Raw genomic sequence first — 19,931 nt, forward strand, 5'->3', positions numbered from 1 at the left:
CAGTTCTTATCAACCTATATCTTTGGGGCTTTCTGTCCTGCTACAGGCAACAGTGTTGGACTGGTTCTGCCATTGGTAAATAAACATACCATGCTCTTGCATATGCAAGAGATTAGTAAAGCGGTTCCCGAAGGTCGACATGCCGTTGTGGTGATGGACGGGGCGTTGTGGCATCAACCAAGCTTGAATCTACACAATGTGACCATGCTTAAACTGCCGCCTTATTCACCTGAGTTAAACCCGTCTGAAAACGTTTGGCAGTATCTTAAGCAGAACGAGTTGTCTAATCGCTGTTATGAGAGCTATGAGTCTATTGTTGATGCGGCTTGCTGTGCTTGGAATAAGTTGCTTGAGCAGCCAGAGAGGGTTCGCTCCTTGACTACTCGAACTTGGGCGCAACTTTAATTATTGGGATTGGTATAAGTTATAAGTCCTTTAAAAACCCTTTAAAAATAAGCAATAAAAAGCGCGCTATCTTAAGCAAGATAACGCGCTTTTTATTGCCTGAAGATTACTTTAAACATTCATTCCTACTGAGATTGGGGCGCACCGTCTCTCTCAAACAACTGTAGCAACTCTTCACGCATACGAACCCGCTCTTCTTCCGACATCGTCGGCTGGTTTTGATTTTGGCCGTGATAGCTTGGCTGATCCTCAAAGCTTTCATCATTGATAATTTCGGGCGTTTCAACAACTTCTTGCTGTGGGCGCTCGGCTAGCAAAATTTTGATTTGTTTGTTTTTGCCATTACGCAATATTTGTGCGGCTAGCTCAGTCGTTGGTGGTTTGCGAGCAACATACTGAATCAAGGTATTGGCGTCAGTCATCTCAATCCCATCAATAGTTAGGATAATATCACCAACCCGTAGACCACTTTTGGCCGCAGGGCCTTGATCGATAACTTTAAGCACTTCTACACCGGTTGAAGTCTCAAGGCGAGTTGGATCACGCAGTTGTGATTGTATCTCGATACCCAACCAGCCGCGGCTGACACGGCCGTCTTTGATCAAAGCATTCATTACCTGCTCAACCAGCGCCGTTGGAATGGCAAAGCCAATACCCATAGAGCCGCCGGAGCGTGAGAAGATAACGGTATTGATACCCACCAATTCACCACGAGCATCGACTAGCGCACCGCCAGAGTTACCGGGGTTAATAGCAGCATCGGTTTGAATAAAGTCTTCAAATTTATTGACCCCCAGTCCGGTACGACCCGTCGCTGAAATGATACCTTGGGTGACCGTTTGCCCAACGCCAAAAGGATTACCAATAGCCAATGCTAAATCGCCCACTCGAATGGGCACTTCACGAAATCCAAGTGGCGTAAGACCAGTCATATCAACTTTAATTACCGCCAAGTCACTATCAGGATCGGTACCGATAACTTTGGCACGGCTCTTGCGACCATCATTAAAGGCCACGGTAATCTCATCGGCTTTTTCTACTACATGAGCATTAGTGACGATATAACCATCCGCTGATACAATAACCCCAGAACCTAAGTTGGTAGGCCCTTGACCGGCTGCTCCGCCACCATGATTTTCAAAAAAACGGCGCAATACGGGATCATCCATATAAGGATGTTCCGCCATCACTTGGGTGGTATAGATGTTAACCACTGACTGCGAGGCACGAGCAACCGCGTTATGATAAGAAGAGATAGGTGCGGGCGTGTCGGCAACAGGCGCGGATGCTTGCTGCTCAGCAGGCGTGGTTCTAGGTGGCTCCCACGTTGCCTCCGACGGGGTCTTCATACTCGTGAACAACCAAACAAACGCTGCAATCAATACCAACAATAAAATCCAAGGTAACCATTTTAAAAAAGCGGCCTTATCTTTGGTGTTTGGGGATGACGACATATAGAAAACCTCTATAAATTTTATATAAACAAGCGTTGATAAGGGCTATCAGCTGAGTGCTTCAGATGGACGCATTCACGTATGCAAATTATAACTGGCAACGCAGTCTAATAGTAATGCATCGTGTACCATTTCAGTTAGTGTGCTTATCAGAATATTTTCAGCGGTATGATAATATGACTATTACAAGGGTTTTGGCTATTACTCTATCTATTTAAACTGTCAATAATACCGACAATTCAGCAAACCCACTAATAATTAAAGCACAACAGGAAAATATAATGACAACCAAAAATACTATAGTTGAACCATCGAATACATCGATAACCGCGCAAGCATTAACGCAATTTTGTGATGAGTACTTATCTGCTGACGCCTTTAAAGACTACGCTCCCAATGGCCTGCAAGTTGATGGTGGACGACCTATTCGACGTATTATCACTGGTGTTACTGCTTGTGAGGCCTTAATTGACGCCGCAATTGCAGCTAACGCCGAAGCCATTATGGTACATCATGGTTATTTTTGGAAAGGGGAACCTGCCCCCATAGTAGGCATGAAAGGTCAACGTATCCGTAAACTGATGCAGCATGGCATCTCTTTAATCGCCTATCACCTCCCCCTTGACGGGCATCCCGTCGTCGGCAATAACGTTAAACTTGCTGAGATGCTAGGCATGACCATTACTGGAGCACTGTACCCTAATGAGTCGCATCCGGTAGGCAATATTGCCACTTGTACCCCGCAAAGTGCGCAGAGTCTAATTACTTGCATCACTCAAGCATTAGGCAGAGAACCGCTGCATATCTCAAGTAGCTATCAACATTCTAATATTCCCACTGGTATCCCGACTGATAGCGAAAATAATACTGCCGACTCAAAGCTGCTTGAGCGTATCGGAATATGTACTGGCGGCGCACAAGACATGATTGAACAGGCAGCAGCAATGGGCTGTGATGCTTTTATCTCAGGTGAAATCTCAGAACGCACCACCCATATTGCACGTGAGCTTGGCATCGATTATTTTGCCTGCGGTCATCACGCTACAGAACGCGACGGTATCCAAGCATTGGGTGAGTTAATCGCCCAACATTTTAAACTACCAGTAAGCTTTATTGATATTGATAATCCAGCCTAATAAGTGACTAAATAAATGGTTAAGCTCATGGAATAACGCATGATTATGATGTATTCATCCATTAAAACATAAGACTTATTATGATTTGAAAAGCCAATGAACGTTATTTCCTAATTCAACTTTGCGTAATAAATACAATATGATAGAGCTTGACCATTTTATTAAAAATAAACTTTAGTTTATTAATTACAGTATTAAATAGATTGTTTTTTAACCGTCTACAGCCTAATTGTTAAGTTTTATCGCTCTTTTCTTAACTTAACTTGAATACTGCGACTAATAACCGCATATTAGTTACTTGTAAAAGAACGTTTTGTCATGAAACTTCCCATTTATTACAGCTTCCGGTTATAGCGCTAGATAAATGGTCATTATTTACATACTCATCACATCATATGATATATAGCTTCGAATATACGAAATAATCATTTTTTGTTTGCTATTTACCAATAATAATGACTGATGAGAATCGAAATAATTACCTGTAGAAACACTGTGATTGCACTATATATACTCAGCGTCACCGTATCTCTTATATTTAGCATAGCAACAACGGTATAGCACGATTTTATAAATTAATTTATTAATTGAGTGACAAATTTTATAAAGTCGGTTATTTATTCGTGTTGCTAGAACATAGCGTATCAGGAAAGACTATGCCCTATAAGTTATGTATAGAGTATACAACCACTGATAATAGCGCATTAAAAGTTGATTCAAGTGTTAGTTGTATTTTTTAACGACTACATCAACGTCAGTATTACTGCCCACGCCTATGTCTCGATAACTTATTCATGACCTTACCTATGTTTAATATAGTTGTTTAACCTGTTTTTGAGTGAAGGATCATTTAATTTTTATCCTTATTCGTGCTGTGCGTCATTACTTTTAATTTTACGCTAGCAAATGGGTTATACCGCCATTTTTATATTGTTTTTTTGTATGACTAACTCATGCAAATAACCTCTGTCAATGGCTTCTATATTCAATCAAAGTGATACCACTCTTATGCTATTAATAAGTGTGATGTCATTTAAGATGTAACTTTAGCGTATGCCTGTCCTATGATTATAGGTCTACGCTGATAACGCATTTTTACGGTAAGTAGGATGGCTAAAATTAGGAGACCTCAATGCAACGTATTACTTATCGTGTCAAAGTATCTGCGCAAGGTGCCAAACGCCGTATCTCTTACCTACTGCGTCCGGCCAAGCGCTCACTTAGCACCAGAAGTAACCTCGTTCCATCCGTTCCCCACCTTTCATCATCTCGTTTTGGAAAGTCTAAAAAATTAATACAAGCATCTAGCATTGCTTTGTTATCCCTACCTGCCGAGAGTCTAACGACAATGGGCGATCCGGTGCCAGCCTATGATCAGGTCATGCTGGAACAGACGTTAACTATCGCGGCTGTGCCTGGCGACAGTACCTACTTTGCCACCGATGGCTTCCAACATGGCTTCGGTTATGACTTGGTACGCAGCTATGCTGATGAGCTTGGGGTCACTGTTGATCTAAAAGCCTATGCTAGTGAGGAAGCGGCACTAAGAGCGCTACAGTCGGGTGATGCGGATATGGCGCTAACGACTGCTAGTACCCAGCTAAGAAGTCAGCTTGGCTTATCCTCGGTGAATTTAAGCTGTGGTTATGATACCAGCTTGACTGAAAATGGCTTGAACCCAAAAATCAACTGGACGTTTAACGGAGCAAATGATCCGTTAGCACAAAAAGCCAGCTATTTTTTATGTAATGGTATCAAGCTAGAAGAGACCCAAAAACTAGCGGCATTCTATAACCAAAGCTTACTCAAAGATGCTTATAGTCAAGAGCATTTTAAGACCACCCTGACTGAGAAACTGCCTGATTATCAGTCTTCTTTTGAAGAGCAGGCGCAAAACTACAATCATGATTGGGAGCTATTGGTAGCGATGGGCTATCAAGAGTCGCATCTTGATGCCAATGCCGTATCACCAACAGGGGTGCGCGGTCTTATGATGCTGACTAATAGCACGGCAAAAGCCATGGGAGTCTCTGACCGCGTTGACCCTAGCCAGAGTATTAGTGGCGGCGCGCGCTATTTAGAGCAAATGAAGTCCGACTTTGCGGATGTGCCAAAAACAGATCGTATTTGGTTCGCGCTAGCCGGCTACAACATGGGTCCGAATGCAGTAAAGCGCATTCAGCGTGAGCTTAGTGCTGACGGTATTGATGACAAGAGCTGGGCGAACGTCTATGCCTATCTATCAGAACATAGAGCATCGAATAGCCGTTACGGTCAGGCTATGCACTATGTAAGCAACATTAGAAGTTATCTTGAAACTATTAAAACCGAGACCGTTTAAGACCGAGACCGTGTAATTAATACTGGAATGGTTTGATAACACTTTCTAAAAAAGACTTTAAATAAGAAATTTTTAAATAAAAAATCTTCAAATAAAAAAGCTGCCTTATCACTAAGGCAGCTTTTTCTATGAGTTAAAATCCAGTTAAAACCATAATTTTTCTAGCAGATATTAACGATTTGGTACGGTCAGACGCTGACCACGCTGTAACATTGTATCTGGCGCGATCTTATTCATATCAGCCAGCTCTTGCGTTGAGACCCCATATTTCCGTGCCAATCCAATCAAGCTATCGCCTGAGCCAACGGTATAACTGACCGTGACTTTCGGGACCTTGATGGTTTGCCCACGCTGTAACTGTGCATTAGCCGCGATATTATTGGTCGCCGCTAAATCTTCTACTGAAACACCCAAGCCACGTGCTAAAGCAATCAAACCATCACCTGACTGAACTTTATAGTTTTCTGTATTACCCAGCTTCTTGCCACTACTGCTAGTAGTCGCTGTATTGCTGCTCTTGCTAGTTGGGATACTCACGCTACTACCACTGGTAGGAATAGTGATAGTACGGCCAAGTATCAAGTTTGAGGTACTGCTCAAACCATTCGCTGATGCTAAGTCGCTCAAACCAATATTATAGCGTTTGGCAACCCCAGTCAAAGTATCACCCGACTGCACTTTGTAGCTGGTCGGTTGATCGTTTAATTGACGGTTTACTTCTGCTTTAGATACCGGCACTTTAATCGTCTGTCCACGTTGCAAACGAGCCTTAGCATCAAAGCTGCTGTTAACGGCTGCCACTTGCTGTGCACTAACTCCTATACTATTGGCAATACCGATTAAAGTGTCACCTGACTTTACCTTATAATTACTGGTAGGTGTTGAGCTGCTTGTATTACTACTGGCAGCAGTAACGTCTGCGCTGGCAGGCACTTTCAGCGTTTGACCCACATACAGCGAGTCTGTGGTACCAATGCTATTGAGACTGGCTAAAATATCGATTGAGACATTGAATTGCCGTGACAATGCAATCAGACCATCGCCAGATTGTACTCTGTAGTTTTTAGTCGCGCCTGTTGGCTTGCTGCTAGGTTTCGAAGATGGTGCCGCTGGCGTACTTACAGGTGCGGTCACTTTACCTGATATCAACCATAGCTTCTGGCCTCTTAACAAGTCAGCACGGCTGCTCAAATTATTATAGGTTGCCAACTGGGTCACTGACAAACCAAAACGGTTAGCGGTACCAATAAGAGTATCGCCCCCTTGTACCACGTAGCTTTCTGGTTGATTTGCGCTGTTCGTACTGGCACTGCTCAGTGGTTCAATTGTTTTGGCATTATACAGATATAAAGTACTACCAGAGAGCAATTTTGAGCTGGCATCTATTTGGTTCCATTCTGCGATATCACGCCAGCTAACACCGGCTCGGCTGGCGATATTAGACAAAGTATCGCCACGTTTTACAGCGTAGGTGGTACGTTGACCTTGCGGTTTTGGTTTGCTGGTTGAGGTTTTAGGGAAGCTAAGCTTTTTCTCTTTGCCGCTAGCTTCTAATATAGACTGCTGCGTCTGTACTGCCGATAATTTAATGTTACCGTCAATGGCGCTAACCACATTCGTTTCAGGCGTTTGTGTCTGAATTTGATTAACAATAAAGTCGCGCTCTTCTTTACTTAGTGGCGGTTCTTGAACAATGGTATTATTTTGGGTAATCGTGGCTGAGGTGGTCGGTAAGCTATTACTTCTTTTTAGCTCAGCATTGATTTTACTGGTTTCTTTACTGGTCAGAGGGGGTTCGGTACGGACTGACGCGTTACTACTATAAACAGAGCTACTAGTGGGCGTACTGGTTGGGGTGATATAGCTGGTCGTCTGCTGAGGTACGCTAGCACTGGCTGCATAATCGGCTAAACCACCACCCGTAGAGGGCAATGATGAGCTGGTATAAGGCTTGTTATTATAGCTAGGAGACGTTGGACTTGAATAGCTAGGGGCAGTCGCATTACTATTAGCGTTGCTTGAAGCAATGACATTGCTGCTACCATTACCTCTCAATGCACTTAACTTAGCATCGAGATTAAGACTGACATCATTAGGAATGATGATCCGCTGTGGACCTGAAGAATCAATACGTGATGAAGTTAGAGCTGTATTGAGCTTTTCCAGCTCATCGTAACTAACTCCTGTTAATTGTGACACTTCAGCTAAGCTCACACCATAATTGGCTGGCACACTACGAAAATGCTGTCGGTTGGCAATCGCTGGCAAATAGACACCATATTGCTCAGGCTTAGCGACGATTTCAGCAACGGCTAAAAAGCGTGGGACATAGTTCATGGTCTCAGTAGGTAATCTGAGCGACCAATAATCGGTTGGCAGACCTTGAGCAGCATTAGCATCAATGGCTCTTTGAACACGCCCAGGGCCGGCGTTATAAGCGGCTAAGGCCAACTCCCAACTGCCAAATTGATTGTGTAGTGCGGTCAAGAAGTCATAAGCGGCGCGTGTCGATTCGATCACATCACGGCGACCATCATAGCTACTACTTTGATTCAGACCATAAATACGGCCAGTACTCGGAATAAATTGCCATAAGCCTGCCGCAGCAGCGCTACTCGTGCCACTAGGATCATAGGAGCTTTCAATAACAGGTAACAATGCCAACTCAGTAGGAATATTACGACGCTCAGCTTCACGTACGGTATGGTACAAGTACCGACTGGCGCGCGCAGTCAAGCGGTTTAGGTAATCCTGCCGGCTGGTAAACCAGCTCTTTTGTCCTTCGATACGCTGGTTATAAACGGCTTTACTCCCATTCATCTGGTAGCCAGCACGTAAGCGATTCCACAAGTCCCCGTATTGTTGAATGGCAAGTCTATTGTCTTCAACCATCGTCATATCGGATGCTTCCAATAAATCTGCTAGCTCATCTAAGCTATCAGCATCTAAATATGCGGTTGAATAGTCAGCACTGGTAGTTGGTTTTACAGACTGGTTCGCAGGGCGTTTGCTGACCACAGGCGAGCTATGGGTAGCACCGGTATTTTTCACCGTCGACGTGTTACTACAAGCACTAATGAGTAAGGCCGACACCGCAAGTGTCAGTGGTAAAGCGATAAAGGAGCGAGAAGTTGATGACACAGTAGACATGATAGTAGAAGCTTCCTAACGACAAGAATAGATAAAGGAATAATTAATTGACAGTATAGTATGCAATATAAACCAAAGACCAGTTTAATGTAAAAGATAATGGACAAGACTGACGGGAATGCTGATACCAGTCATCTCTATTCACCCCGATTACCAATCGCGTTTACTTATTACCTCAACTAATCACAGATATTAATGACCGGTTTACTAATGATTAACTCACTAACCACAGCTATTAATCAATAGTTATTAATGGCTAGCTACTAATCAATAGTCACTTGCGATACAGCGCGTAAGAGTACCGCGTTGCCCGTTGATAAGGCCAACGTTACTCTAGAAGTAGTCACAAATGAGACATTTTTACCGTCTTTTACCCAGCTCTCATTTGTGGTTACATTGGCTTTAGCCTGTGATCCAGCAATAACAATGTTATCAACAGTGATATCGTAGCGATAATTCGAGGTTTGGTTCCAGCTGTTTTGCAATAACCTTAAATACGCATCTTTGTCTAAGCTGGTAGATTTGCCTTTTCTTGACAATGAGATCAGCGCATCATCAGAAACCAGGCGCGCCACTTGGTTGGTATTTTGGCTGTTGGCGGCTGATTTCATAGCCGAGGCGTAGTTTTGTACTAAGCCTTCGGTCATAGTAGCCGCTTGTGCACTGATGCTTGCTGTACTTGCTACAGCGATTAAAGCAGTGGCGCTAGCAGCTTTGATCAATAGAGCAAATAGCCCTTTTCCCCATAATCGTTTCATCATAGTCCTTAGGTAGCGTGGCCTTCCATTAGCACAGTTTTTAGTTAGCACAACTCTTAGTTAAAAAGCCTTTAATAAAAAAGCTCTTATCGATATTATTTTCGTCATCGTGGTTAGCCAATAATATGCTTTAGCCTAGCATTTAATCCTCACAGCCATGTAACACCATGTGTAATTCTTGCGTGTACCCTAATCCTGAAGTGAACATAATGAATTTGCCCATAACGGGTAACAGTTAGGGTCTTATGTTGTTACCGCTAGCATTCCCATTGCGGTGTTTATAATGCTACTTTTATCCTATTGCGTTTAAGTTAGCACTATACTGAGTATTCTTCTTTAGAGCTTGATCTAAGTATTAACATCATCATACCCTTCATCATCACTAAGCTTCATACCTAAGCGCTCTACTCGCCTATCCATCATTTGCCGTGCCAGTGCCTGCATGTCTTCTACTCGGTCTATCTCATCAACAATTTCAAGACCTAATAAAGTTTCGAACACATCTTCTAAAGTAACCAGTCCTTTTACTTCACCATACTCACCGACGGTAATAGCGATATGAATACGATTTTTTAGCATCAAATCTAATAAATCAAACAGCTTCATTTTTGAGAATACATAAGTAATGTCTCGTTGAAACTGAGTCAATGGCTTGTGCATGGCATGATTAACTTTCGCTAATAGCATATCCGTTTTTAATACAAATCCGGTGATATTATCAAGCTCACCATCATAGATTGGCAAGCGTGAAAAAGTTAATTTTGGTCGATCAGCCATTACTTCGGCAATAGTTTTGGTTTGCTCAAACGCCAGCATTACCGAGCGCGGCGTCATAATATCCTCAACCTTAATCGCGCCGAACGCTAATAAGTTACGAATGATACGCGCCTCTAGCGGATCGATTTGGCCTGCTTCCTCACCGATACTGGCAAGGGCAGAAAACTCTCGACGACTAAAAACGTTAGCCTCTTTACCGCGTACCAAGAACCTAGTCAAACGCTCGGACAACCAAATAATCGGGTATAAAATGACAATAATACCGCGTACAAAATAGGTTACCAGACCGCTTAGCTGTCGCCAATACATAGTACCTAACGTTTTTGGGATAATCTCTGAGAATATCAAAATAGCAAAGGTCATGATCGCAGAGAATACCCCAAACCAGGCGCTGCCGAAAACGATCGTTGCCTGCGCACCTGCTCCAATAGAGCCTAAGGTATGAGCCATAGTATTCAGGGTCAAAATAGCAGCTAGCGACTGATCGATATTATCGACTTTTAGGCGTCTTAGCATGTCTGCTTTTTTAGGATTGCTTTCCTGAACATCGGCAATATATGAAGGAGTCATGGTCAGTAGTGCAGCTTCTGCCAATGAGCAGATAAAGGAGATACCAATGGCTATTAAAACAAACAGCATCAGAAATAGGACATTGGCAGTGGTTGGCTCTGCTAGCGTCTCGGCTGCCATTGCAGGATAAGGCAACATCGTCACCAGCATTGCTAACAGTAAAGTTGCAAGTGCTCCTATAGCTCCAAAACGGCCTTGATAGCGCGTCGTCGGGGGAGGTTTAGCAGACGCTTCTTTACGATAAGCGCGTGGACGACACAAACGTGGTGTAAACAAAAAAGTGGTGGACAAGTTAGGTAACCTAAACAAAAAGAGAGAACGAAAAAGGATGAAATCTGCGACCATATATAAAACATTAACTAAGTACTGTTTATCATCTATCTCACTAAAAACTGCTACTAAACACGGCATCAATTGATATTACTAATCAATTTTTATAAAATTTAGTAGAGATAAAAATAGCCATTTGATATTAGCATTGATACTGCTGTTTAACAATAATTTGTGATGATATCTGTTTTTTTCATGCTATCTGTTTTTCAAAAACAACAATTTATTATAGATAAACTAATGTAAAGTAAATACAGCACTTAAGTATGACTGTTAATATTAACACCGCTCGTTATTACAGTCGATGTTTATGGCATCTCATACGCCTGAATTCAATATCTATCTGCCTATTAGTTTTGTACATTCTCCTCTTTAATAGGCCAAAAGGATTGTCGTGATAGATAACGACTGATAGTATGCCGATGCGTCAAGAAAAATACGTTCATCCCATGATTAACAGTTACTAAGTCTGGTATTTTTTGTTACTATGCGTCTAATTTTATTATTGTCTATTATATATTGAGAGAGAGATATGGAAGTATTCGGTCAAATCTTATTACCAGTAGCATTTTTTGCCATTTTTTACTTTTTGGTAATCCGTCCGCAGTCTAAACGTACTAAAGAACACCGCGCGATGGTCAGCTCTTTAACCGTTGGCAGTGAAATAATCTTTGCGGGTGGTCTGATGGGTCGTATTAAAAGTCTTGAAGATATCTATGCCGTTGTTAGCTTAAACAATAATACCGATGTTAAGGTGCAACGCGCGTCTGTGATTTCAGTGTTGCCTAAAGGTACTATTGAGAGCGTATAAATAACAGCGATTATGACTTATGGTAGTTGTTAACAACCATGATTGATCACAGTCAGATTTGATTACTTTCTGACTGCTATTAGAGTCGTTGTATTTATCTATTATCATCGTATTTATAAAAATGACCGTTCATTGTTTACGGTCATTTTATGCTATTAGCCAGTCAATTAAAGCAAGAATACAGTCAAACAGGCTTCATTTAATGGGCTTGTCGTTACACCTTAAATTTTTAGAAATGGCTCAACTAGTTTTATAAATAACTTAACTTGCAGTTATAAAAGTAATATAAGCTTTTAGAAAAAGCTAAGTAGCTATTCTTAGAAGCTATATCGCTTTGCACCTTAAAATATTTTATACGCTACCGTTTTATGCTCTATTATCATAGCGGATGATCGCGATGGTGGGCAATTGCAAATGATAAAGATGCCAATTACTAAACATGGCAGTCACCCATTGCGATCGCTAACATCCCATCTGCTAACTTGTGGCCTGCGTCGCCAGTACTTTATCAACCTAAAGAAGTGATTATGCAATATCCCGCTTGGAAATATTTCGTCATCCTCATCGTGCTAATCGTTTCCGGTCTGTATGCTGCCCCAAACCTTTACCCTGATGAACCTGCCGTGCAGATCACCAGTGCAGCGGCAGGTACACAGCTGTCTGAGGGTATCTTGACCCAGTCACAAAGCCTGCTAGAAGAAGCTGGCGTGAGCTATCATGATGGCACATTTGAGGGTAATAGTGCCTTGGTACGCGTCGACAATCCAGTCGAGCAGCTCAAAGCACAAGAAGCATTAAGACAGAACTTGGGTGATGACTATGTGGTGGCACTCAACTTAGCGCAGACAACGCCGCAGTGGCTACGTGATATCGGTGCTAAACCGATGAAGCTAGGACTAGATTTACGTGGCGGTGTCCGCTTTGTGTTAGAAGTCGATATGGATAAGGCGCTCGAGCAGCGCCTAGAAAGTGCTAGCCGCGATGTGCGCCGTGAGCTACGTGCTGAGCGTATTGCGGTTAAGGGTATCAAAACACAGGCGCAAGGTATCGTGCTACATTTTGCCGATACGGATATTCGTAATCGTGCCCAAAACATCCTACAAGGATCAATGGGTAATAACTTTAGTCTCCAATCCTCTATTGATGATCAAGGTCCGGCGCTAATCATGGCGTATAACGATGCGACATTAGATGAGATTAACAGCTATGCGGTCAATCAGAACTTGACTACCTTGCGTAACCGAATCAGCGAGCTTGGTGTTACTGAAGCTTTAGTACAGTCACAAGGTGCCAGTCGTATTGTGGTTGAGCTGCCTGGTGTGCAAGATACTGCTGAGGCCAAGCGTGTGTTGGGTCGTACTGCAAACCTTGAATTCCGGATGGTGGCAGAAGACAGCGAAGACTTCATGGGCGGGATTCCGCCTGCTGGCACTGAAGCCTTTCCGTTTAGAACGCTTGATGGTCCACCAGTACTGTTAGATCGTCAAGCTATTGTCACTGGTGATAAAGTGACTAATGCTCAGACTGGTCTTGATGAAGGTGGTATGCCCGAAGTCAGTATCACCTTAGATAGTGCTGGCGGCAAGCTGATGCAAGATGCCACGCGTACTGCAGTTGGCCAGCAAATGGCCGTATTATTTATCGAAAACAAGCAAAAAATTACTTATGAAGAAGATCCTACTACTGGTGAGACGGTCGAAGTACGAACGCCTTATGCTGAAACTAAAGTGATCAACCGTGCCAATATTCAAGCAGTACTTGGCTCGTCTTTCCGTATTACTGGTTTAGACAGCAGTGCTGAAGCGGCAGAGCTTGCTTTGTTATTGCGCTCAGGCGCATTAGCGGCACCCATGTACTTCGTGGAAGAACGCACTATCGGCCCGTCATTAGGACAAGAGAACATTGACAAAGGTCTGTTTTCTACCCAAGTTGGCTATCTGTTAGTTTTTGCCTTTATGATTATTTTTTACCGCTTATTTGGTGTGATTGCTAATGTGGCACTGGCAGTTAACGTCATTATCATTATCGCTATCATGTCTATTTTAGGCTCATCACTGACCCTACCTGGTATTGCGGGTATCGTATTAACTATTGGTATGGCGGTCGATGCCAACGTGCTGATTTTTGAGCGCATACGCGAGGAGCTGGCAAATGGGGTGCGGCCCAAATCTGCTATCGTGGCAGGCTTTGATCGTGCCTTTAGTAGTATTTTCGATGCCAACATCACCACTTTATTAGTCGCATTTATCCTGTTTGCTATTGGTACCGGTCCAATTAAAGGTTTTGCGATCACTTTAGCAATTGGTATTATTAGCTCATTATTTACTGCAATTTTAGTCACGCGGGCACTGGTACAAATTGCTTACGGTAAGCGCAAATCTATCAAACGTTTGAGCATCGGCTAGGAGAAACATATGGCGATTGAAAAGAATAATCCCACGAAAAAACCAAACACGCCGACCTCGAACAGCTCAGGCGGTGGTTCAGATGACGATAAACGTCGCCGCCGTAATAAGCCGCGCCGTGATGGTAAAGGTAGCAACAACCAAACCAATAAGTCTACTGCTTCGAAATCGAGTAAAGGCAAAGGTCGTCGCGCCGGTCAAAACAGTCAAGCATTAGCAACACAAGGTCCTAATTCTACTACTGATATCGATCCTAATATCTCGGCAGATGACGCAGCTGATGACGCGGCAGCAAAAGCAGAAGGTGGCATCAAAGCCATTGGCAATCAGCGCCTCATTCCCTTTATGAGTTTAGAAAAGCCGATGGCGATTTTATCTATCGTTTTAATTATCGGTAGTATTCTGGCTATTGCGATTAATGGCCTTAACCTAGGTCTTGACTTTACCGGCGGGGTCTCAGCAGATGTGCGCTATGAGCAGCCAGCTGAACAAGTGGAAGTGGTTAAAGCACTTGCTGATAATGGCTTTGATGATTCCGTAGTGCAGTATCTTGGTACACGCCAAGAGCTGTTAGTGCGCCTGCCACCACAGTCAGATAATATCAATGGCCTAAATGCTAGTTTGAATCAAGCGCTTGATTTACCCAATAATAATGCTGAAATTAGTAACGTTAATATTATTGGTAGCCAAGTCGGCAACGAGGTGTACTTAAACTCATTAATGGCAGTGGCCTTAGCGCTAACCTGTATGCTGGGCTATGTTGCCCTACGCTTCCAGTTTAAGCTAGCAATAGGCGCAGTAGCTGCCCTCTTCCATGATGCTATTGTGACGGTCGGTGTTTTTGCATTATTCGGTTTCCCATTTGACTTAACAGTACTGGCCGCTGTACTCGCGCTTATCGGTTATTCATTGAACGATACTATTGTCGTCTATGACCGTATTCGCGAAAACTTTCGCCGCGTCCGTGGTATCAGCCCTCGTCAAACGATTGATTTATCATTAACAGAAACCTTACGCCGTACCATTATGACCATCTCAACAGTGATGTTAGTGGTGTTAGCCATGATGTTCCTAGGCGGTGATGGTTTATTCTGGTTCGCGGTAGCACTGTTCATTGGCTTGATTGCGGGTACTTATTCTTCAATCTATATTTCAAGCTCTATTCCTCTAAGTATGGGATTATCACGTGATGATTTTGTGGTAAAAGTAAAACCAGAGTTTGAAGAAGAAATTGTTACCTTTAATGATCCAAAGATGTTTGAACAAGATTGATAGTTAATTAGGGCTAACAGTCAAAATTTTTAGTCTATTAACCTTATAAGTATTATCATGACAAAAGCACCTAATAAATAGGTGCTTTTGTCTTTATGTGACTATCGAATCGTAGCTTTTTTAGAGCACTCCCACCCTATCGCCAAAGTTTAAGGTGACGGGCAACATTTTCTGTGTTTCAGCATAAGCGACCCTAGAATGCCAACTGCTACGCCGTCTCGCGCCATGCCGCCTATTGATACCCGCTACTCGCGGATCATTGCCATTGCCTTGCCGGTCTTATTGGCCAATCTAGCCATGCCGCTACAAAGCGTCATTGATACGGCGATTGTTGGCAATATGAACGATACGGCTAAGCTTGCGGGTATGGGTTTGGCGATACAGCTGTTGTCTCTATTACTGGTTAGCTTTAATTTTTTGCAATATGCCTCATCTGGGCTGTCCGCTCAGGCACTAGGGCAACTGGCTAATAATGGTGAGCCGTCGACAACCAACACCTCGAAAAATGACACCTCAAGTAATAAGCTGCAGAAGCAATCACCACTACTGTCTATTTTACAGCGAGCATTAGTATTAGCGTTTATCATTGGGGCAATACTACTACTCGCTAAACCGTGGCTGATTGATTTTGGTTTACAAGCGTTATCAGCCAATCCTAAAAGTGGACTTGCGGCAAAAATTTATCTAGACGTACGATTTTGGGGTGTGATAGCTGAGCTGATGAACTTTGCTTTTATTGGCTGGTTTGCAGGGCAAGGTAAGACCCGTTATATGCTATATCAACAAGGTTTTATCGCGATACTCAATATCATTCTTACCTTGTTCTTTGTCTATGGCATGCAGATGGGACTGGTAGGCGTGGCACTAGGGACGACTATCGCCTTCTGGTTGGGAGTTGTTCTAGCTTTATGGCTGAGCCGCCGTCACTTGCAACTGACCTGGAGAGCGCTATTTACCGCTGACCCGCAACATTTTGCTAAAGAGAAAATGCTTAGGCTATTTTCGCTAAATAAAGATATTTTTATTCGCACGTTAATTTTAACCTTAAGCTTTGCATGGATAACACGCTTATCGGCTCAGAGTGGCGATTTGATACTGGCCGCCAATGCTATTTTATTACAAGTGTTAAGCATTTCAGCCTTTGCGCTTGATGGCGTGGCGGTCTCAGCAGAGACGTTGAGTGGTCAGGCCGCAGGACGGCGTGATTGGCCGCGCTTTCGTATTATTGTCAAGCGCACCGGTGTGGTCAGCTACGGTCTTGCCTTGATATTAAGCGCGATATGGTGGCTTGCGATGCCAACATATTTGCAACTAATGACCAATATTGAGCCAGTCTTTACCCTTGCTTATAATTATCATGTGTATGCGGTATTGCTACCCTTAATCGGTGTCGGGGCATATTGGCTCGATGGAATATTCTTTGGATTAACCGCTGGCAATGTGATTCGTAATGCAGCATTAATATTAGCCGTTATCTTTTTTCCGCTCAGCTGGCTACTCTATCAACAATGGGGTATGACCGGTATTTGGCTAAGTGTTTGGTGCTTATTACTCCTACGGTTCATTATTCTTAGTGGATTTTTATACCGCGCTCATATCACTGGTAGCTATGAAAAATTACAGCCCCATTTATAAGCAGCACGAGTTATAAGCAATGCAAATTATAAGCAGTACAACTATTTAAAAGTCGTCATTCATTATCAAACCAAAACAACGACTACAAAATTAATAATCGAGCTAGAAAAATTTAGGACATCCTGTGACCACTTATTCTAAGCAGCAACGAGAGCCGTCCTATCAATGGGCTGAAGGCTTTAAAAAAAGTATTCCGGTAGCGATGGGCTACCTGCCTGCGGGTATTGCCTTTGGCGTATTGGCTCAAGTTGCAGGCGTACCAATATGGGCGACCATTATGCTCAGTATCGTACTGTATGCGGGTGCCGCTCAATATGCCTGCTTGCCTATGCTTAGCGCCGGATTGCCAATTGGTAATATCGCGACCAACATTGCCGCTATTAATTTACGCCACGTATTTTATGGTGTACCTCTATTACAATACTTACCAACCCATAAACTTGCCAAAACTTATTGCTTATTTGCCCTCACTGATGAGACTTTTTCAGTGATGACCAGTTTGCCTGCGAATACCCGGCAAGCACTTATACTGCCGGTAAGCTTATTTAACCAAAGCTGGTGGGTACTGGCGAGCGCCGTTGGAGTAATGATAGGCAGCGCTCTCAATGATCTAGTACCAAACTTGGACTTTGCGCTTATTTGTTTGTTTGTGATTTTAGCTTATGAGCAGTTTCAGAGTATTAAACGTTATTTTCCGATTGGAATTGCCGTTATCGCCTTAGTTATCGCCTCACTATTTACCAGTCATTGGTTGTTATTAGTAGCGATTGCGATTTGTATGTTGCTGATCTTAACGCGTGCATTTTGGATACAGCGGACAGTAATAGGAGATTCTAATGACCAGTAGCTATCTGATTTTCGCAACCTTGGCAATGGCAGGAGTCACGTTTATCACTCGTGCTATTCCAGCACTGATACCACAAAAACTACTTGATAAACCTTGGTTACATCGTCTTAATGAGAGTTTACCGCTATCCGTTTTGATATTATTAATCTTAACCAGTCTTTCTTACCAAGATTTATCAGCGAATATTGGCTTGAGTAGCACGGAGCTGCATTTATTGTTGGCGCAAATTGGTGCCCTACTACTAGTGTTGCTGGTCTATCATGTCAGTCGCCAGCTGCTAGTGAGTATGGTGGTTGGTATCGCCGCTATTAATGGGTTATTGTGGCTATTTAACTATTTTTTAGGTTAGTTTATTGTTAGATGAGTTAGTACAAATTAACTTAGTTTTAACGAAAAAGGCTGAATTCCTTATAGAATTCAGCCTTTTTGTATTTTAAAGTCAGTATTGTTTTTTAACCGTTTGGTAAATTAAAACTCTTCTACACCCATCATATCAACGGGGGTATCAGCAACAATCTGCATCCCCTTCTTACCTGTTTTAGCAGTTTCATTGCGCTGATCTTGTAGATGATCAAGATAGGCTTCGTTAATTTGACCCGTAACATAACAGCCATTGAATACTGCACAGTCAAAACCTTCAACCTTACTATACTTAGTATCTTTTACCGCATCGATAAGATCATCTAAATCTTGAAAAATTAAGCGGTCTGCACCGATAATATCACGTACTTCTTCTACAGTATGACCTGAGGCAATCAGTTCGCTACGTACCGGCATATCAATACCATAGACATTAGGGTATTTCACAGGCGGCGCCGCACTGGCAAAAAACACCTTTTTAGCGCCTGCATCGCGTGCCATTTGAATAATTTCATGACAAGTAGTACCACGGACGATAGAATCGTCGACTAACAAGACATTTTTGCCCTTAAATTCTAATGGTACAGGGCTGAGTTTTTGACGTACAGATTTTTTACGTTGCTGCTGACCTGGCATAATAAAGGTACGACCGATATAGCGGTTTTTCATAAACCCTTCACGGTACTTGATGTTCATCTTTAGAGCTAATTCCATCGCGGAAGTACGCGAGGTATCAGGAATAGGTATGACCACATCAATATCGTGATTTTCACCCCATTCAGCAAGGATTTTATCCGCCAGTTTCTCGCCCATACGCAACCGTGATTTATAGACTGAGATATTATCCATAATCGAATCGGGACGCGCAAAATAGACATATTCAAAGATACAAGGCGTATATTCTTGCTGCTCCACACACTGATGAGTATGTAATTGATGATTTAAGTCAATAAAAATGGCTTCCCCTGGTTTAACATCACGAATAATGCTAAAACCTGAGCCAGTAAGCGCTACTGATTCTGAGGCAACCATATACTCAGTACCGCCATTAGCCGCCAAACGCTCACCAAAAATCAGCGGACGGATACCGTTTGGATCACGGAACGCGAGTAAGCCATGACCAGTTATCAGTGCGACCACACCATAAGCCCCTTCACAGCGACTATAAACCGCTTTTGTTGCTTCAAAGATATCATCAGCAGTCGGATGAGTTTTACCTAAGTTTTGCATTTCGTGCGCTAACACATTCAACAATACTTCAGAATCTGAGTCGGTGTTTAAATGGCGGCGGTCATCTTGATACAAGGACTTGGCCAAGCTCTCGGCATTGGTCAAGTTGCCATTATGTGCCAAAGTAATACCATAAGGTGAGTTGACGTAAAATGGTTGAGCCTCAGCGCTGCTTGAGGTACCAGCAGTAGGATAGCGGACGTGACCGATACCAAACTTTCCGACCAACCTAACCATATGATGGTTCATAAAAACGTCGCGTACCATGCCGTTTTCTTTACGTAAATATAAGCGCCCGTCCTGCAAAGTAACAATACCTGCCGCATCTTGTCCGCGATGCTGCAACATGGTTAAGGCATCATAAAGAATTTGGTTGACTGGCTCATGAGCTGCAACCCCAACGACTCCACACATAGTTATGTCCTATTTTAGATCATACATTAGTAACGC

The 19,931-nt window shown here is 43.0% G+C and carries 14 protein-coding genes; 9 read left to right on the top strand and 5 right to left on the bottom strand.

Annotated features, from left to right (window positions below):
* The coding region (locus JMX97_RS00005; RefSeq protein WP_201553879.1) for a transposase at positions 1 to 405 on the top strand (405 nt) is incomplete at its 5' end.
* Between the two features lie 125 nt (positions 406 to 530).
* On the opposite strand, the gene JMX97_RS00010 is transcribed toward JMX97_RS00005, so the two are convergent.
* Positions 531 to 1,859 (bottom strand): trypsin-like peptidase domain-containing protein, encoded by a 1,329-nt coding sequence (locus JMX97_RS00010; RefSeq protein WP_201553880.1) that lies wholly within the window; start codon positions 1,857 to 1,859, stop codon positions 531 to 533.
* A gap of 281 nt (positions 1,860 to 2,140) precedes the next feature.
* Here JMX97_RS00010 and JMX97_RS00015 point away from each other — a divergent pair, with 281 nt between their 5' ends.
* Together JMX97_RS00015 and JMX97_RS00020 are read left to right on the top strand one after the other, a co-directional pair.
* Entirely contained in the window at positions 2,141 to 2,995 is an 855-nt protein-coding gene (locus tag JMX97_RS00015; protein WP_201553883.1) for a Nif3-like dinuclear metal center hexameric protein, read from the top strand.
* A 1,132-nt stretch (positions 2,996 to 4,127) separates the two neighbouring features.
* Positions 4,128 to 5,336 (top strand): transglycosylase SLT domain-containing protein, encoded by a 1,209-nt coding sequence (locus JMX97_RS00020; RefSeq protein ID WP_201553884.1) that lies wholly within the window; start codon positions 4,128 to 4,130, stop codon positions 5,334 to 5,336.
* A 171-nt stretch (positions 5,337 to 5,507) separates the two neighbouring features.
* Here the strand turns inward: JMX97_RS00020 and JMX97_RS00025 are convergent, their stop codons facing one another.
* The 3 genes from JMX97_RS00025 to JMX97_RS00035 all read right to left on the bottom strand — a co-directional run bounded on the left by JMX97_RS00025 (position 5,508) and on the right by JMX97_RS00035 (position 10,741).
* On the bottom strand, positions 5,508 to 8,486 hold the full coding sequence (locus JMX97_RS00025; RefSeq protein WP_201553885.1) for a LysM peptidoglycan-binding domain-containing protein: 2,979 nt from the start codon (positions 8,484 to 8,486) through the stop codon (positions 5,508 to 5,510).
* A gap of 263 nt (positions 8,487 to 8,749) precedes the next feature.
* Complete coding sequence (locus JMX97_RS00030; RefSeq protein ID WP_201553886.1) at positions 8,750 to 9,244, bottom strand: hypothetical protein; 495 nt, start codon at positions 9,242 to 9,244, stop codon at positions 8,750 to 8,752.
* 348 nt (positions 9,245 to 9,592) lie between these two features.
* Positions 9,593 to 10,741, bottom strand: coding sequence for a hemolysin family protein (locus JMX97_RS00035; RefSeq protein WP_201554053.1), 1,149 nt, complete (start codon positions 10,739 to 10,741; stop codon positions 9,593 to 9,595).
* A 712-nt stretch (positions 10,742 to 11,453) separates the two neighbouring features.
* Here JMX97_RS00035 and yajC point away from each other — a divergent pair.
* The 6 genes from yajC (at position 11,454) to JMX97_RS00065 (ending at position 18,240) form a co-directional block, all read left to right on the top strand.
* Positions 11,454 to 11,732, top strand: a complete 279-nt coding sequence (yajC, locus tag JMX97_RS00040; protein ID WP_201553887.1) for a preprotein translocase subunit YajC — start codon at positions 11,454 to 11,456, stop codon at positions 11,730 to 11,732.
* A 527-nt stretch (positions 11,733 to 12,259) separates the two neighbouring features.
* Complete coding sequence (secD, locus tag JMX97_RS00045; protein ID WP_201553889.1) at positions 12,260 to 14,137, top strand: protein translocase subunit SecD; 1,878 nt, start codon at positions 12,260 to 12,262, stop codon at positions 14,135 to 14,137.
* A 9-nt stretch (positions 14,138 to 14,146) separates the two neighbouring features.
* Positions 14,147 to 15,409: a protein translocase subunit SecF gene (gene secF / locus JMX97_RS00050; RefSeq protein WP_201553891.1), complete on the top strand. Its 1,263-nt coding sequence runs from the start codon at positions 14,147 to 14,149 to the stop codon at positions 15,407 to 15,409.
* A gap of 198 nt (positions 15,410 to 15,607) precedes the next feature.
* Positions 15,608 to 17,044, top strand: coding sequence for an MATE family efflux transporter (locus tag JMX97_RS00055; protein ID WP_201553893.1), 1,437 nt, complete (start codon positions 15,608 to 15,610; stop codon positions 17,042 to 17,044).
* A 202-nt stretch (positions 17,045 to 17,246) separates the two neighbouring features.
* A complete protein-coding gene (locus JMX97_RS00060) occupies positions 17,247 to 17,891 on the top strand; it encodes an AzlC family ABC transporter permease (RefSeq protein ID WP_201554055.1) in 645 nt (214 codons plus the stop codon).
* Positions 17,881 to 18,240: an AzlD domain-containing protein gene (locus JMX97_RS00065; protein ID WP_201553895.1), complete on the top strand. Its 360-nt coding sequence runs from the start codon at positions 17,881 to 17,883 to the stop codon at positions 18,238 to 18,240. Before JMX97_RS00060 ends, JMX97_RS00065 begins: the two co-directional genes overlap by 11 nt.
* Before the next feature lie 119 nt (positions 18,241 to 18,359).
* Here the strand turns inward: JMX97_RS00065 and purF are convergent, their stop codons facing one another.
* Positions 18,360 to 19,895 (bottom strand): amidophosphoribosyltransferase, encoded by a 1,536-nt coding sequence (gene purF / locus JMX97_RS00070; RefSeq protein ID WP_201553897.1) that lies wholly within the window; start codon positions 19,893 to 19,895, stop codon positions 18,360 to 18,362.
* Between the last annotated feature and the right edge of the window lie 36 nt (positions 19,896 to 19,931).

Origin of the sequence: Psychrobacter sp. 72-O-c, assembly GCF_904846605.1 — a bacterium.
GTDB lineage: Bacteria > Pseudomonadota > Gammaproteobacteria > Pseudomonadales > Moraxellaceae > Psychrobacter.